Annotated in this window: 20 protein-coding genes; 10 read left to right on the top strand and 10 right to left on the bottom strand. The window is 54.9% G+C overall.

The window, feature by feature from the left end:
- Positions 1-26: 26 nt before the first annotated feature.
- The 4 genes from NQL71_RS31630 to NQL71_RS31615 form a co-directional block, all read right to left on the bottom strand.
- Complete coding sequence (locus NQL71_RS31630) at positions 27-596, bottom strand: hypothetical protein (RefSeq protein ID WP_274644781.1); 570 nt, start codon at positions 594-596, stop codon at positions 27-29.
- Positions 593-1,138 carry a hypothetical protein gene (locus NQL71_RS31625; RefSeq protein WP_274644780.1) on the bottom strand — a complete coding sequence of 182 codons (546 nt, stop codon included), beginning with the start codon at positions 1,136-1,138 and terminating at the stop codon, positions 593-595. The genes NQL71_RS31630 and NQL71_RS31625 overlap by 4 nt, the downstream gene beginning before the upstream one ends.
- 159 nt (positions 1,139-1,297) lie before the next feature.
- Positions 1,298-2,344: an RNA ligase family protein gene (locus NQL71_RS31620; RefSeq protein ID WP_274644779.1), complete on the bottom strand. Its 1,047-nt coding sequence runs from the start codon at positions 2,342-2,344 to the stop codon at positions 1,298-1,300.
- Positions 2,345-2,498: 154 nt separating this feature from the next.
- Positions 2,499-2,831, bottom strand: a complete 333-nt coding sequence (locus NQL71_RS31615; protein ID WP_274644778.1) for a hypothetical protein — start codon at positions 2,829-2,831, stop codon at positions 2,499-2,501.
- Between the two features lie 221 nt (positions 2,832-3,052).
- Between NQL71_RS31615 and NQL71_RS31610 the strand changes: the two genes are divergently transcribed.
- The 4 genes from NQL71_RS31610 to NQL71_RS31595 all read left to right on the top strand — a co-directional run bounded on the left by NQL71_RS31610 (position 3,053) and on the right by NQL71_RS31595 (position 7,161).
- Entirely contained in the window at positions 3,053-4,825 is a 1,773-nt protein-coding gene (locus tag NQL71_RS31610) for a hypothetical protein (RefSeq protein WP_274644777.1), read from the top strand.
- Between the two features lie 34 nt (positions 4,826-4,859).
- A complete protein-coding gene (locus NQL71_RS31605; protein ID WP_274644776.1) occupies positions 4,860-5,264 on the top strand; it encodes a type 2 periplasmic-binding domain-containing protein in 405 nt (134 codons plus the stop codon).
- 200 nt (positions 5,265-5,464) lie between these two features.
- Positions 5,465-5,959: a hypothetical protein gene (locus NQL71_RS31600; RefSeq protein ID WP_274644775.1), complete on the top strand. Its 495-nt coding sequence runs from the start codon at positions 5,465-5,467 to the stop codon at positions 5,957-5,959.
- 113 nt (positions 5,960-6,072) lie between these two features.
- Entirely contained in the window at positions 6,073-7,161 is a 1,089-nt protein-coding gene (locus NQL71_RS31595; protein WP_274644774.1) for a hypothetical protein, read from the top strand.
- A 7-nt stretch (positions 7,162-7,168) separates the two neighbouring features.
- Here the strand turns inward: NQL71_RS31595 and NQL71_RS31590 are convergent, their stop codons facing one another.
- From NQL71_RS31590 to NQL71_RS31570, 5 genes are all read right to left on the bottom strand, one after another.
- The gene (locus tag NQL71_RS31590) at positions 7,169-7,678 is read right to left on the bottom strand and encodes a hypothetical protein (RefSeq protein ID WP_274644773.1); all 510 of its coding nucleotides are present in this window, start codon (positions 7,676-7,678) and stop codon (positions 7,169-7,171) included.
- 108 nt (positions 7,679-7,786) lie between these two features.
- Complete coding sequence (locus NQL71_RS31585; RefSeq protein ID WP_274644772.1) at positions 7,787-8,245, bottom strand: hypothetical protein; 459 nt, start codon at positions 8,243-8,245, stop codon at positions 7,787-7,789.
- 229 nt (positions 8,246-8,474) lie between these two features.
- Positions 8,475-9,257: a hypothetical protein gene (locus tag NQL71_RS31580; protein WP_274644771.1), complete on the bottom strand. Its 783-nt coding sequence runs from the start codon at positions 9,255-9,257 to the stop codon at positions 8,475-8,477.
- An 81-nt stretch (positions 9,258-9,338) separates the two neighbouring features.
- The gene (locus tag NQL71_RS31575; RefSeq protein WP_274644770.1) at positions 9,339-9,959 is read right to left on the bottom strand and encodes a YkgJ family cysteine cluster protein; all 621 of its coding nucleotides are present in this window, start codon (positions 9,957-9,959) and stop codon (positions 9,339-9,341) included.
- Between the two features lie 141 nt (positions 9,960-10,100).
- Positions 10,101-10,439 (bottom strand): hypothetical protein, encoded by a 339-nt coding sequence (locus NQL71_RS31570; protein ID WP_274644769.1) that lies wholly within the window; start codon positions 10,437-10,439, stop codon positions 10,101-10,103.
- A 200-nt stretch (positions 10,440-10,639) separates the two neighbouring features.
- Here NQL71_RS31570 and NQL71_RS31565 point away from each other — a divergent pair, with 200 nt between their 5' ends.
- Positions 10,640-10,981, top strand: coding sequence for a hypothetical protein (locus NQL71_RS31565; protein ID WP_274644768.1), 342 nt, complete (start codon positions 10,640-10,642; stop codon positions 10,979-10,981).
- Here the strand turns inward: NQL71_RS31565 and NQL71_RS31560 are convergent.
- Complete coding sequence (locus tag NQL71_RS31560; protein ID WP_274644767.1) at positions 10,966-11,340, bottom strand: YkgJ family cysteine cluster protein; 375 nt, start codon at positions 11,338-11,340, stop codon at positions 10,966-10,968. The two genes, NQL71_RS31565 and NQL71_RS31560, sit on opposite strands and share 16 nt — an antisense overlap.
- Positions 11,341-11,492: 152 nt before the next feature.
- Between NQL71_RS31560 and NQL71_RS31555 the strand changes: the two genes are divergently transcribed.
- From NQL71_RS31555 to umuC, 5 genes are all read left to right on the top strand, one after another.
- A complete protein-coding gene (locus NQL71_RS31555; RefSeq protein WP_274644766.1) occupies positions 11,493-11,858 on the top strand; it encodes a hypothetical protein in 366 nt (121 codons plus the stop codon).
- A gap of 109 nt (positions 11,859-11,967) precedes the next feature.
- Positions 11,968-12,492, top strand: coding sequence for a hypothetical protein (locus NQL71_RS31550; RefSeq protein WP_274644765.1), 525 nt, complete (start codon positions 11,968-11,970; stop codon positions 12,490-12,492).
- Between the two features lie 64 nt (positions 12,493-12,556).
- Positions 12,557-13,525: a non-homologous end-joining DNA ligase gene (gene ligD, locus NQL71_RS31545; protein ID WP_274644764.1), complete on the top strand. Its 969-nt coding sequence runs from the start codon at positions 12,557-12,559 to the stop codon at positions 13,523-13,525.
- Positions 13,526-13,640: 115 nt separating this feature from the next.
- Positions 13,641-14,078 carry a S24 family peptidase gene (locus NQL71_RS31540; RefSeq protein WP_274644763.1) on the top strand — a complete coding sequence of 146 codons (438 nt, stop codon included), beginning with the start codon at positions 13,641-13,643 and terminating at the stop codon, positions 14,076-14,078.
- The gene (umuC, locus tag NQL71_RS31535; RefSeq protein ID WP_274644762.1) at positions 14,078-15,337 is read left to right on the top strand and encodes a translesion error-prone DNA polymerase V subunit UmuC; all 1,260 of its coding nucleotides are present in this window, start codon (positions 14,078-14,080) and stop codon (positions 15,335-15,337) included. Before NQL71_RS31540 ends, umuC begins: the two co-directional genes overlap by 1 nt.
- Positions 15,338-15,381: the final 44 nt, after the last annotated feature.

The following is a 15,381-nucleotide window of genomic DNA, read 5'->3' as shown; positions in this document are numbered from 1 at the left end:
CATGATCTCACAACGGCAGGGCGGTGTTAATCGTCCTGTCGCTGTGTTCTCTCTGCGGACTCATATTCCAACTCATCTTGCTCATCGTTCTTCGTCTGGGCCGTGGCCATCGCCAGCACATCCTCTGGCCAGCCCTCGAATTCCGTCACCAGCTGATCGTTCGTGATGTTGATCCAGACACGCTTGGTACCTTTGAAGCCTAGGTAGTGCCCAGGATAGTCGCGGAACTCAAGATGGTAGACGTAGTAGGCTCGTTCCAGATTCTTGTCGTTGACAGGGCCGATCACGAACTGGTTGTGGGAGTAGCGCCTGGAGATTGTTATGCGCATCATTTCAGTGGTTTCGATGTCATCGAAATGAGGCCACAGCAGCCCGAAGACCAGTGACCCAAGATTCTCTTCACGCCCTAGCCTGATGCGCTTTTCAGGGTCACGATCTTCGAGAGAGTACAAAGATATGTGGTGACCCCAGAGGATGTCACCGCACAGCGAGGAGAGACATTCGCCAAGGGCGGAGATACCACCAGAGGATTCCACCAAGATGTCGATGGCTTGCTCCGGAGTTTTGCCGGCGCAGCGGATCAGAGCAGGGGTCATTGGCCGGCCTCCAGTTCCGCTTTTTCGGCCAGCTCGCGCTCGGCGGTCTTCAAGGCAATGAACTCGAGCACGTCCTCCGGCCAACCTTCGAACGAGTTAGCGGGGTGTATGACCTTGATCCAGACTCGCATAGGATCTGTGAAACTCATAAACTCGTTTGGATAGTCACGAAATTCCACCTGGTACACCCAGGCAGCCAAGCTCATGTTATCGGCACTGGCGGGCACGATTTGGAACTGGCTGTGCGAGTACCGGACAGGGTAATCCTTGCCGCGAACTGTGAACGAAGTCAGTTTGTCGAACTCTTCCCATACCAGGCCGAAGATGAGCGAACTAAGGTGGCGCTCGCTGCCCAGGCGAATGTTGTGGTCGGGGTGCTGCTCGTTCAGCAAATGGATGCAGAACCGATCCCCCCAAAGTATGTCTTTCGACGCGGTAGCGAGGACTTCGCCCAAGCGTAACAGGCCGCCGTCGGAGTAGACGAGGATGTCTATGGTCGTTTCTGGTGTTTTTCCGATGCAGCGGATAAGGGCAGGGGTCATTGGCGTTTTCTGTCCAGACTGAAGTGCCTATTGTGAAAGTATTATTGGCATATATTGACGACTGTCAATCGACCACCAATACATACTGAGCCGCAGATCTGGCGTAGGCGCCAAAAGAAAAAACCCCGCGATGCGGGGCTTTAGGTGTTTCAAGTCAGATCAGGCTTCTCTGTTCTTCAGAAGGTAACGGTTGCTGATGACCTTGAACGAGCCGCGACCGTGGACGCTGTGGTAGAACAGGCCTTCACGCTTTGTGTTCGGGTTCAGAGATGGGCCATCGGCTCTCGCCAGCATGTCTTCCATTGTCCCTAGCTCAGACAGCTTGAAAATACCCGTAAACACAGTGGTTTCCAGCTTAGCCCCGAGCTCACGCAGTTCGCGCACGATGCGATCTCGCTCCTCCGGAGTGCATCGACGGCTGTTGGCAATATCCCAGATGCGGAACAGGCGGAACTCTTTCTGAGCCAGCTTTTCCTTGTTTTTGCGCACGCCAGGGCCAATCAGCTCACCCTGCAGACCTAAACTCATCGGGTGCTTTTTCAAGGCTTCGATCAGCCCCATGCGGGCCGCAGTCGTCATGTATTCATTCACGGTGTCGTCTTTGAACCACCAGCTCCGGTCGCACACACCGTGATCATCGCCATGCTTGAAAACGGTCATGGAAAACCCGTCCAATTTCACGCTCTCCTCGAACATTTCCTCGGGGCAGTCTTCAATCAACGCCGGGATGTTTTGAATGCGTTCACCACCGGTAGCCGGGAGGTAGGTGGGCATACCGCCACGCACTGTTTCCATGATTTCGTCAGGAACAATGGCTTCCCACTTGACGACGCCAACGACGTCCGTGAAATCCATAGCGCGGATCGACTTGTCGTCCAACCCTTCAATGAGCTGCTGCACCTCAGGGAAGTCCTTAAGTGGCAGGGCCAAACCTTGGGAGATTTGCTTGCGGAACTCGCGGGTCGAGATTTTCATCCCAACGAGGCCATTCCATTCCCGCTTACTGTCCTTCATCAGAACCTCAAAACGAGGGTCGGAATCGAGCAGAAATGAGTCAATCTCAAAGTAGAGACAGTGATCCCCAACAACGAAATCGCCTTTCAGTGCAACGCATTTCCACCCTTCGACGGTGGCGCACTCGATCAGATCGGCTTCGGGAATGGGCTTAAGCGAGGACACTCGTCGAACGGTTACTAACTTGCGCATGACAATCCTTTAGGTCAGCAAATAAGGGCTTTATCTCATGGTGGGGCGCGAATTATTAGCATATATTGACGTGATGTCAATTTGATTGTGATTGCGCAGAGGGCAATAAAAAGCCCCGCAATAGCGGAGCTTTTCTGCGCAGGCTAGGTGCCGCTTAAGGTGCGTAGCCGCCGTCAACCTGGTGTGCTTTGATGGTTGGTTGCAAAGCCAGCTTCGCCCAATCTGGAGCATCGTCGGAAACGTCGAGGCCGTAGTCACTTGGATTGTCGAACATCTCGTCGTTGCCATGCTTGAGGCTGTCGAGCAGATCGGCTCTTTCATCAGCACGCATCGGGCGCCAGATGGCAGGCTGGGAGCCTTCCTGGCGAGTACAGATCTCGCCGGCGACCAGATTCACGTTGTCCGCGTCCACCAGGATGCGGCAGGTGGTATCGCGGGTTGGGGAGGTCGGGAACTTGTGTTGCCATTCGCCATGGATGTATTGCATGAAAATCTCCTACTGGGTATTTCACTATTCTATGAATGGAGTCCTTCTGCTTACCAGCTGATTAGAAGTCAGCCGTCAATTTATTGTAGAAATTCAGCCTTTCCTTGAGTTGCAGGCGCCGGTGGCGCAGTGGTCGAGCCCGATCCGCCTAGATCCCGCAATTTGTGGCACTGTCGTCGGCAACGGCATACTAGAAGAAAATAATCACAGGCTTAATGTCGATGGCAAAGAAATTTGATGGAACCGATGCCCTAGTTGGATTGAAACAGGCGGTTTACGCTCGCGCTAGCGACAACAAAATCAAGAATCGCCAATTATCGACCGAAGCATGGGGATTCGACGTTAAGGTGCTCGACGACAATTGCCAGGCGATGCCTGATGCCGAGCTGGCGCCGGCGCTGCTGTATGCACTGATGAATGGCGATAATTTCATCGCAGAGCGCCTGTGGCAGCAACGCGGCCCGTTCCCGGTTCAGCTTGTTCGGCAAAGCAATGGCGCGTACGAACTCAACGGGCAGCCGCATCAACTAGTGCATTACCAACAGAATGGCCTGCTCTACACGTCCAGATCTGCCCCTGAGCTGATGAGGCTTTTTCAAAATATACGGGACATGCAGGTGAACGGCCTCGTCAGTACGAACGAGACAGGCCAGGGGATCTTTCGTGCAGGCACTGGGGTCACTTCGGTTGCGGACGTCTGCAGGACAGTGATCTTCGAGGGTGTAGTGCCAACGCTGGACAACGAGCGCTTGAAAGACCCTGAGCTGTTGATGGGTCTCCTTGAAGCGGGTAAGGACTCTATTGCGGGCCGGGCGTACGAGCCGATGCTGTGCTGGGCAACGCCAGCAATGGTGGCTGCCTACCCTGAACACCTTCATCCGTTTCACGCTCGGCATGAAGCATCCTGCCGCTCAACCGTACAAAGAATGGGGACTACCCAAAGCCTTTCCGCCTGGCAGGCGCGTTTTGCAGCGGCTACTGAAGCGAATGAGCCTGTGCCAGATCTGTGGAACCTGACCATCTCAGCTGAGGCGGTTTCGGATGACCTCAAGGGTCAATACGTTCTTCACGCGATGGCGCCAGCGACAGCCCGTTATGGCTTTCTTGAAAACGACAACCTGCAGTTGTGCCACACAACGACGTCGTTTCTCTCCGAGTTTCAGATACCGCAAGCCTGCAACACGGCCAACCTTGCCCTGGTCGAGCAATTCATGAGCCAGTATTTGCCATTTGATTTACTGACGCTCGAGGCATTTCCTGACGGAAAATTATCTCATTCGATCTCCAATGGACTGGTGAGTAGCAGTATCAGTGATGTCTTTGATGCACTGGCTCTAGACTACGCAGTTGGTTCGAACCTGGCGAGGCTGATGAGCCCGGAGCAATGGCGGGCGCTCGGAAGATCCTGTGTCATCAAGGGAAGTGCTATGAGCCGGCTGCATGCCGAGTTGGGCATCGACAATCAGGGGTTTCTGATGAGCCCCAGTCAGCAGTCCATCGAGGCTCTCCACGACCAGGGTTTCAAGTTTTATCCTGGGAGTCAGGTAATCGGAAACAAATTTGCGGACTCAAACGCTTATGCGTTCCGGTCGAGCGGCGAGACGATAGTCGACCTTACAACGCTGTTCAGCACAATCATTGGGGCGACCAAGACATTGCCGGACTACTTCAAGAGTGAGTCGAATCAGAGTTGCTATCGCTTGGCGCAGATGGGGATATGGCCTTTTGAGAAACACGCGCCTGGGAGTGTTGCCGACGCGCTTAAGGTCTGCGGGCGGATGAAAGACCCGATGGGCAGCTTCACGCAGCCGGCAATAGCAAACCGAACATTTTTGGTCAGCGCTGGCGCTGAGGCCTGTACGGCTGCCGCCAGGTCGGTAAAGGAGTGGACGTTTCTTCTGGAATTACTGGGCGTAGATGCGATGCGCCCATACTTGCATCAAATGCCTTCAAAAACTTTGGCGCAGGCGTTTTCCCAGGATTTAGGCTTGTGATATCAACCACTTTTAGCATGCGGTGCATTCGAACATGATCAACTACAACCAGAAACTGTTAGGTGTGGCAAAGTCGATGACGCGACTGCCGTATGCCGACAAAATCAAGGTTTTCGGCTCGATGGCGGAAGGCTCGTTACAGCCTGGAGACATCGATGTGTTCGTCGATCTTTCGGACACCGCTTTAACGGATGATAGGCAATATCAGGAGTTTTCTGAGCTGATTAAACTGGCTCGCCGGAATTACGGCTTCGTCGACCCGTTTCTTCGTTTCAAGAACACGCTGATCGTGCGCAACGACACGGCGTCAGGCTGGATAAGGGCGTCGAATGCTCGTGCGATGCGCCAGAACATGGATGAGCATGCGAAGTCGCTCAGCGAGGTGATTGCTCATTACAGCCAGTTGGTTCCTGAGGCGGACGAAATTCCATCACCGTGAGTCATCGGGCGGGGCTAGTCGCCACAATCACGGCAAGGCCGGGCTATCCCCGGTCTTTTTGTTCACGTAGTATTTGCCCCGATCCATGGATGAATCCAGGCGGTCTGTAGGTGGATCCTGCCTGGTAACCAGAGGCACCATTTTGGCGCGTCTCGAGAATCAATCTGATGGTCATCCGGTCAACCTAATGAGAACAGAAAATGGCTGTCTCTGATGAGCACAAAAGGCTGACTGCACTGGGTGCAGGCTGGTTCAGAAAGAGCGGCTTTGGCGTTATTGCCACGGAGCTCACGTGTTTCGGCAGCCGTGAGCAGCCAGACGTGATTGGGTTTCGCAGTAGCTGCTCGGCAATCATTGAGGTGAAGGTCAGTCGATCAGACTTCTTCGCTGACCGGAAAAAGCCTGAACGCTCCGTTGGCGGTCTGGGCTTGTACCGGTTTTATCTTTGCCCGGAGGGGATGATTACCCCGGAGGAGCTTCCGCCGAAATGGGGACTGCTGTACGCCAAAGGCAGATCGGTGATTGCTGTTGTAAAAGCCGACGGAAATCTCTGGCCGGCGCTGCGTGTAAGCGCTTCAGCTGAGGCGGTAATGGGGAACTGGCGTGCATTCCAGCATGAGCCGAATGAGGAAGTAGAAAGGCGTGCGTTGTACTCAATCGCACGGCGGTTATCAGCTAATCCTCAGACAGCCTGACCCCCCCAACAGGCATTCAAGAAAGCATCTACGATTAGCTATCATCTGAGATAAGATCCTCGAAGCTTAGCACCGGCAACTCAAGACATCCTCAGATACCCAGGACGGTTACGATGGAACAAACGCTGATCCCTTTCGGGCTCCTTGAGGGGCGCCTGGTACGCGCTATAGAGGTTGCCAATGGGTTGGCCTGCGGATGCCTTTGCCCAGGCTGCAAAACCTCTCTGATCGCCGCTAACGCAGGCCTGAAGAACGTCCCACACTTTCGTCACGCCAAGACGGTCGACTGCCGGGCAGGCTACGAGTCCTCGCTACACAAAGTTGCGATAGCTCTCTTGGTAGAGCGCAAGTTCATTGTTACACCCGACTTTGAGGAAATCATCAGCGGATCGACCCATGATGGCGGTGCCTTGAGCAAGGTGGTTCGCTTCAAAGGGCGAAGTCTGACAGCCACACGCGCTGATGCGGAAGTGGTGTTATCGGGTGTCACGCCGGATGTAATCTACGAGGTCGATGGTCATCAGCTATTGATCGAAGTGCGGGTCGCCAAAAAAATCGACCACGACAAACACACACGATTGCGAGCTTTGGGTCTATCTACCCTGGAAATCAACATTTCCAGTCTGGACATGCGCACGATCTGCGACCCTGGACTCTTTGAGCAGGCGCTTTTGCATGACCCCAGCAACAAGCACTGGGTGCATTCAAATCGCGGCGTTCAGATGGTTAACGAGGCCAAGGCCGAACTGGCAACGGAGATCAAAGCCAAGAATGAAACCATCCGACTGCGGTTGGAGGCCGCTGCAGCTGAGCGTAAAGCCAGGGCAGAGGCTATAAGGCTTCGTAGACAGGGGATAAAAGACTTCGGAAGCAGTAGGGTGACTCAAGCGGTCAACCTACCTGTAAGGCAGCCCCTGCGGGAGGATAAGAGCGCCTTACGCCAGAAGATCCTGCAGCGTGCTGAGTTGATCGCGGCCAGTATTCAACGCTCAGTCGCGGAGTGGGGAGGCCAGGCGGCTCAATGCGACACCTGCTTGATGGTCAACCCGCCAGCTTCAGCTCATTGTGCGCATTGTGGGGCCGCCCGTGGCCTGAATCCGGTCACCTTCACTTCGGACTATGCGAGGACAGCATTGGCCAGGCTTAAATGCTCTCCGCGTGTTGACCGCTCGTTCGAGCAAGTGCCAAAGCTGAAGCCTTGATTGTCGTTTAAGGGGAAGGGGAGCTGTCAGCCGATGGGGCCGGCACCGCTCTCGGATTCAAGCAAACCCGGCGCAACTCGGCCAGCTTATCCACCAGGGCCTGGTCATTCGCGGACAACGTTTTCGGCCCACCATCAGTCCGGCTTTCTCGCATCATTGCGCCCATCCGGAAGCTTGCGTCGGTGCTGTCCAGGGCCATCCGGATGGCGATGACGGCGTACAGATTCTTCAGGTCATCGGTGTTGGTGTACTTTGAAATCAGCATCTCGACTCGGTCGAATCGCTTGGCCGTGTGAATCTCAGCGTTGTCGAAGACCACCTGTGGAAGCTGCGGGTACTCATCCATCAGCGATTCCATAGGCTGGAGGTATTCAATCTTGTCAGGTCTGTGCCGCCTTATCTTGGCGAAATCAAGCCTGAGCTCTGCATGGGCGCCGTTGTAGGCAAGCATATCGAGTTCGGAATCCCGATCCGTGCACTGCTCAAAGATCTGCCTGAATTCAGCAATCCGCGCCAAGCCTTTGTCCATGAACCAATCCCCAGCATCGAGTGGGCCTTTTTAATAGCCGATTTCCCATTATAGGTGTGGAGGCTGATTGGTCACAAACGCCGGCGCCACCAGACTTTAGATGTCGTACCACAGGAGCTCGGAACGAAGGGCATTAAGTGCCTCCATCAGAGTGTCACCACCGGGTTCAAGTGAAATCTCATCCGTATGAAGCGAGCACTTAAAGTAGGGCGCGTCGTCAGTGCCCTTGACCCACCAGTGTACGGTGTTCAGAGGAGCCAGGCGTTCAGTGTCTAACTTCGCATCATAAAGCTCGGATCTGCTGACTACCGGGTATTGGCGATCCCCAATCGTTACGCTTGTGATCAGGTAGTCGTCGTAGGCGCCGGCCTGAAGTCGGTTGACCAGGTAGGTTTTGCTCTTGTCGTGATCTACATGGAATTTTCCATCAAACTCCAAAACCCATTGCAAAAAGCCGTGGTGTGTTTTATGCGTCAGGTTGAAAACCGCCGCAGCATCGGCACGCGTGGCCACGAACATCGTGTCACTGATTTTTTTCAGGTCGTAAGTTGGCATGGCGTCCAGATCCAGTTTAATGCTGAGCTTTCCAGGCCGGTTGGGCTTTCGTTGGCGCTGTCTGTCTTCGACAATTATCAGATAATGTCAATTTGCCAATGATAGCCATCTCCGTCCTGGATTGCGATCTTTCGCGTGCTTGGCATGCGCCGAAAGCAGGAACGGCGGCCTCAGCCACCGTTCATTGATCGAAGCGACGCCCAGGTTCAGCCGGGCGGGAAGGGGCGCGTCACATCTCTAAACCGGGCTCGCTGTCACGCGTTCGGGGCTTTTGTTTATTGGCCAATTCCAGCTCCTGGCTCAACAGCAGGTAATGCTTAGCCACGAAGTGCAGGTTGAAGAAATTGTCTTCAGCGAACAGGCGCACCATGCCCATAAAATCACCCTGACCCTCTTCAGGGGCGCTGTACTCCGGGTAGGCATCATACACGGTTTGAAGCTCTGCTTTTAGGGCGCTTAGGGATTTTCCTCCGGCTCTGGAGTAGCTCTCGTTGGTATAGGCATAGAACGCAGGCCCTGGAGTTGCTTGAGGTGCTGAACACCACTGTGAAAAGGCCGCCTGGAAGTTATTGAACAGTTTCTCGTGGGCTGATCCCGGCTCAAACTCGAGCTCCTCAGCAGTCATGTCGTACTGATGGTGTGGCAGGTCACAACGCAGGAGATGGCCGAGTTTGTTTTGCGTGAACTCGACAGATTGCAACCAGGCCATTTGGTCTTCCAGGTTGTGTTCATGCTCAATTCCGCCACGAATTCTGTCGGCATGGCCCTGAGCATCGATGAAATAAGCGGCATAGGCCTCTTTATTACTCACGTGCATCTGACGTTTGATGACCACGCAGTTACCGTCAATCACATCGCTGACGACTTTGTATTCGCCTGAGGCAATAAAATGCCTGAACCCACTAGGACATTGATCGACGGCGGTGAGCATGTCCTTCATGGTTTCAAAGTGCGTTGCCATCCGGAAACGAAAGACTTCACTCTTGCGCTCGTCAAAATTCTTGAATTGCATACCGCCCTCACGTTTCGTTACCAATTACTCATATCTTGCCACCGGAAACTGACCAATAGCCATGGAATTGCCAGGGCATGGTCAAGCCGAAGGAGGAAAGAAATCGCGGATATCGCCCCAGGTGTCTTTTAGGAAGGCCATCATGTAGCCCTCTTCAAGCTGGTGGACATTGAGCATGGTCACATGGCTGTCTTTGGGTTCGATGGCTGTGTCGCAGAAGTGTGGGTTATCGGCGATATTGAACTGAAGGCGGCAAACCAGTGGACGGTCTTCGTAGACCGAGCAGCGACCTTTCTTCAGAAACGGGCAGGGCACACGAAAGTATTTCATGATCGCTTCTGACGACGGCGGCGGCCCACTCAGTTGCTTGGCCTTGCGACCACTGGCAGTGGCGAGGGCATTCGCCTCGGTCTGAGTGATGATCGCGGATATGTTGCAGCAGTGACTGCAACCGTTTCGACAAGCGCTGTGCGGCACGACGGCGCCACTGATCTTGTCGGCCAGCTTCTTCAGGCGGTTCATCTTGGCACGGGGTTGAATCGGAGCCCTGAGCTCATCCATAAACGCTTGGCCATACTTCTCCATAGCGCCTTCCTGGCGAATCAGAGTCAGATTCTTTTCAGCCTGAGCGGTTACCTCTTCCTTGGTAGGGGACACCGCCAGGAGTGGAATGAGTGTGACAGCGGTAGTCGTGGTCGCCATGATTTGGGCTCAATTCAGAAGGCCGGCAGAAGGTATGCAACGGTTTAATGATAGCTAATTATCATCAGCTCTGCACTGGTGTTCGCCATGTTTACGACCAGAAAAAAGCCCCTAGGAGCTCGAACTCTTCGGGGCCTTCTGCTACCAGTACATGAACCAAGCGTCGAAGGCGCGTTTCCCTAGCAGGGGCAGCACGACATCGAAATCATTGCGCTCCACGGCCTTGCGCAGGATTGCTGCGCTTTCGCGTGATTGACGCTTCACGTCTATGATGCGCACGCAGCGTGGCACCCCAGTGGAATACACATCAAACCGGCTCATTGGCCTGTGCTTGTCACGGTGAAAGTCGATCAGCGCCAGCTGGACATACTGGCTGTAATCTTCATCACCTTCAAAGTAATGATGGCTTTTCAGGATCTCAAGATCGATGTAACCGCGCATGGTGGTGGCGACGCGGGTGCGGCGGATGGTTCTGGACATTGTGCTTCTCCGATTGAGTAACACAATCGAGAGCTCTTATCGTGGATGTACTTCATTCGACCTCCAAGGTGCTTAGGACTCCAGCCGGCAATCAAGAAATCTGCGATTTTTGGCCGTCTTCAATATTTTACATCAATTGACGGTGATTAGCCGTCCGATATGATGTGGCCGAGAAATCAATCAATGCCGGCGCCGTGGCCATGCCACAGAAGCCTAAGGTCAGTGAGAACAGCATGTCTAACGAGCGGTATGCAACGATAGTCAACGCCGGCGCAGCCGTCACGCCTTTGAACTTCCGCCCCTGGTTGCGCAATGAACTTCGCCGCCAAGGCTACTCCGGACACAAAAATGGCGGCGTGGATGTCTACGTGTTTGTCACCAAAGCCTTCGTCACGGCGCTGGGCCGAAAGAAGCTCACCAAAATCATCGCCGATACGGTGGATCTGCATTGCTGGATCAAGGAAGCTCAAGTGGTGACCACCGAAACCGCCGTAACAACGCAAGAAGCCACGTACTACCTTGAGAATCAGCTTCTCAACTGAAGCACGGGGATGTGGTTGATCACAGGCTGCGGCGACAGTGGCGGCAACCCGTGTTTTGCCCTAGCATCGTCGCACCGTGGATTGTGCTCGCCATTTTCCCAGGACGCATCGAAATCACGGCAGGACGAGGAGCGTTGTTCGTACATGGTGCAGCGAACATCTTCACCGATCTCGCCGGCAAGCTTGGTGCAACGTGGATTCGGTTGGCTGGTGCCACGCATCGCCACCAGGCTCGGCGTGACAAGCTCAACGGTGTCGTCAGGGACAGTCCCACCGCTTGATTGGCACTCGCCCCAGAAGAACGAGACACGGAAAAACGCGCAGCAGGCGCCGCAGGACGTGCATGGAGAGGTCGACATCTTTTCCGGCTCGATAGGTGGCTGAATCAAGGGTTTTTTGCAAGAGGTGGGCAATTTACCATCATTGTTAGATGGCGCCAATACCTATCCATAGCTATAAATAGCAGCACAATTCCGTTACTCAGACGCGCCGATGTGCGCAGGAGCAAGTCATGAAAAAAGAGCTGAGCGAGCAACTCAAAATCAAGTATCCGAAGATTCTCACCGGGGGTCGGTTCAGGTGCTTTGAGCTTGGAGATGGTTGGTACGACCTGCTGGATGAAGCCCTGGCTAAAATTCAGGCCAGGGTCGACGAGTCAGGCTGCCCGCAAGTGGTTGCGGATCAAATTAAGGAAAAGTTCGGCACGCTGCGGTTTTACAAATCGGGCGGTGATTCGGCTTGCCGGGAGTTCATCACAGAGGCAGAAGCAAAGTCGGCCAAAACCTGCGACACCTGTGGCAAGCCGGGTGTGATGGTTCGCGGCGCGTGGATCCGTGTCGCGTGCCAGGATCACGCAGAAGCCACCACTCGAAACTGATTCGTTTGAGCCGCGATATACGCACCCCATAGACTGTATAAAAGCCATCCTGCGTACACACGCCAAAGGATGGCGTGTCATTTCACAATATGAAAGTCTAGGGGTCGCTATGAGTGAGGTCATTGGTTCTACGATAAGACGACTCCGAGATGAGTTTTTGCGCACCAATGGCGTTCCCTCATACTTTGAAATCAACAATGGCTTATGCGATGAATTCGCAATCATGGTGGTACTCCAGCTAGGATCACCAGCCCATTTGTATGATGTTGAAGGCGGCAATTTTCAGACTGATGATGGCGGATGGGATTGGCCGCTTTTGGACAAGTTTTGGGGCATTGCGCCACCTGAAGGGTTGTCTGCCGAAGAGATGGACACTATTGATGTCGGTGGGCATGTTTTCGTCGCGGATCATTCAGAGCGGCGCTTCTACGACGCGGAGTGCCCGGAGGGCGTGTCGAGTTTTTTTGAGTTGCCGCTTTACCGCCGATCCGTCATACACGCTTTACGACTAAAGGGGATACCTACGGACGAGGTTCTACCTGAGGATGTTGTACCGCCGCCAAAATGCCCAGTCAGCAACCCGGTGGTTAGCCGACCTCCGGAAAGTTTGAGCGAAGGCGTGTTCTCGATTTAACAGATTTGAATCACGCAACCAACTGGTGGTCACAACTACACATGCCCGCCTGTAGTTCACGATCATGCCAAGTACCAAAGGATCATCCGCCGAACTACCTCCAAGGTTCCCGCCTCAACTCGCTTCGCTGGCGACCAGGCCTCCCCATGGAAAGTACTTCTGGGAAATAAAGTTCGACGGCTATCGAATGATGGCTAGGGTGCACGGGGGAAAGGTAACCCTTTACACGAAAAATGGTGCCGACTGGACGTCGAAGTTCAAGAGCGTCGCGGGGGCGGTTGAGTCGCTCGGCCTGCTGGACGCCTGGCTGGATGGCGAGTTGGTCATGCAGGATGCCGAGGGTCGGCCTGACTTTGGCGCCCTACAGGAGGCAATCGGTCAGAAGAATACCGGGGAGCTCGTCCTGTACGTGTTTGATCTGATGTTCTACGACAAGACCGACCTAAGGCCCAGGAAGCTTGAGTTCCGCCGAGCGAAGCTCAAGAAACTGCTCTCAGGCCACGAGACGGAACAAGTTCGGATCTCCGAGGATTTTGATCAGCCCGTGGAGTCACTCCTGGCATCCGCCTGCGCCATGAATCTGGAGGGCCTGATTGGCAAACGCGCCGGCAGTCCCTACCTCTCCGGCAGGAGCACCGACTGGCTGAAGCTCAAATGCCGGAATCGGCAGGAGTTCGTAATCGTCGGCTTCACCCAATCCGCGACCGGGCTCGGATCAGTGCTGCTTGCGAGCTACGACGATGCTGGAGCCTTGAAGTATGCGGGCAGGGTAGGTTCGGGCTTCAACGCCAAGAATCTGCAAAGCGTCCATAAGGCGCTCAAGCCCATCGTGACCGACACCAGCGCACTGATCGATCCGGGAGCAGTGACAGTCAGGCACGTGATTTGGGTACAACCCATTCTTGTTTGCGAGGTGAAGTTTGCCGAAATCACCCGCAAGGGGCGCGTCAGGCATGGGGTTTTTGTGGCATTGAGGTCTGACATAGCGGCAACGGAAGTATGGATAGAGACGCCAGTCGACCCATTGAGCTGACTGAGCTTATTGCAACGCCTTCAGTCGGCTGCCTGGATCCTTTTTCAGGCGGAGCTTGACGAAGACACCTGTTTGCTGGATAGATATACAGTCCTTCTCCCCGATCTCCGCCATCATGTCAGAAGCCTTTATCTCACCAGGACGCCGATCCGGCACCCTGGCCAACCTCCCAGAAAAGATCAAGATCACTGGTTTCAGCTCGCCGGCTGCGGATTACGAGCAACTACAACTGTCGCTCGACGAGATCACCGGCCTGGGGGCGCCCCATATCTTCTTCTGGCGCCTGACAAGTGAAGCCCTCGCTGGACTGAGCCTGCACGCGGGTGACCTGTTGATCGTGAATCGTCAGACCGAGCTGACGCCGGGAAAGATCGCGGTGATCGCTGCGGAGGGGGCCTATCGGGTCTTCCTGGCCGAAGGGCAGGCTGGAGCTTTAAACCTGGTAACGGTATCCGCCTGCGGGGAGAGGGTGGCCATCGAAAAAACGGAGGAGGTTAACGTCTGGGGTGTCGTCGACTTTGTGGTTCGAGATCTGCGGGCGACCAGGTTCTGATGGTCATCGCACTGATCGACTGTGAGAGCTTTTACGCCCGGTGTGAAATGCTGTTTCGACCCGACCTAACGGACAAGCCCGTCTGTGTACTCGCGAACAACGACGGATGCGTGATTGCCCGAAACAAGCAGGTCAAAGCGCTTGGTGTAAAGATGGGCGTGCCGTACTTCCAGGTGAAGGATTACCTGCGCCAGGAGGGCGTTAACGTGTTCTCCAGCAACTACGCCCTATACGCAGACATCTCCCGCCGCGTGATGCAGACCATCCATTCGCAAGTACCCGATATTGAGTGTTACAGCATCGATGAATGTTGGGCCGATCTAACTGGCGTTCCAGGGAGCTTGGAAGCGTTGGGCTTTGTGATAAAAGATAAGGTCATGCGCGACGTCGGCATGCCGGTGGGTATGGGCATATCCACGACAAAAACACTGGCCAAGCTGGCGCAGTGGGCATCGAAGACCTGGCCGGGCACCAAGGGGGTGGTCGATCTGACGGCTAAAGACCGGCAGGAAAAGCTGCTGCGCATAGCCCCCGTTGGGGAAGTGTGGGGGATCGGCAGAAAGCTCGGTGCTCACCTGGATATCATGAACATCAAGACGGCCTGGGACTTGTCCCGGTACGACCGGAAGTCGCTGCGCAAGATGTTCAATGTCAATGTTGAACGCACCGCCAGGGAACTCGCCGGCGAGGCCTGCCTGGAGATGCACCAGGCCCCGGATCTGAAACAGGAAATTATGAAGTCCTGCATGTTCGGGCAGCGCGTTCATCTGCTGGATGAGTTGCGCCAGGCCACAGCGAGCTACACCAGTGTCGCTGCCGAAAAGATGCGCTCGCAGCGTTCTCTCTGTCAGCAGGTGAGCGTGTCGGTACAGACCGGGCAATTCGAGGATGCCTCTAAGCGCTATTACAACAGCATCGACATGAAGTTGACCAATCCCTCCGACGACACGCGAATCCTCCTGAGCGCGGCGCTGGCGGGCTTGGAGCGTATCTATCGCAAGGGGTACGCGTATTCGAAGTGTTCGGTGCGGCTGACCAGGCTTCACCAGCGCGGTGAATTCACCGAGGATTTGTTTGCGGCGCCGGCGCCGGCAGGCTCTGACAAGATCGGGGCGGTGATGGACACGATCAATCTGCGGTATGGCCGTCAGGCGATTCACTCCGCCAGGCTAAAACCGGATCCAGACTGGGTGATGCGCCGGGACATGCTCTCGCCGGGCTACACCTATCGGTGGGGGGATCTACCGCAGTGCAGCTAGGTAACCGAGCCGCCACTTGAAACGAAAAACCCAGCCGAGCTGGG

Origin of the sequence: Pseudomonas serbica, assembly GCF_028823535.1 — a bacterium.
Lineage (GTDB): Bacteria > Pseudomonadota > Gammaproteobacteria > Pseudomonadales > Pseudomonadaceae > Aquipseudomonas > Aquipseudomonas serbica.
The sequence above is the reverse complement of the archived record's forward strand: the minus strand, read 5'-3'. Positions and strand labels throughout refer to the sequence as shown.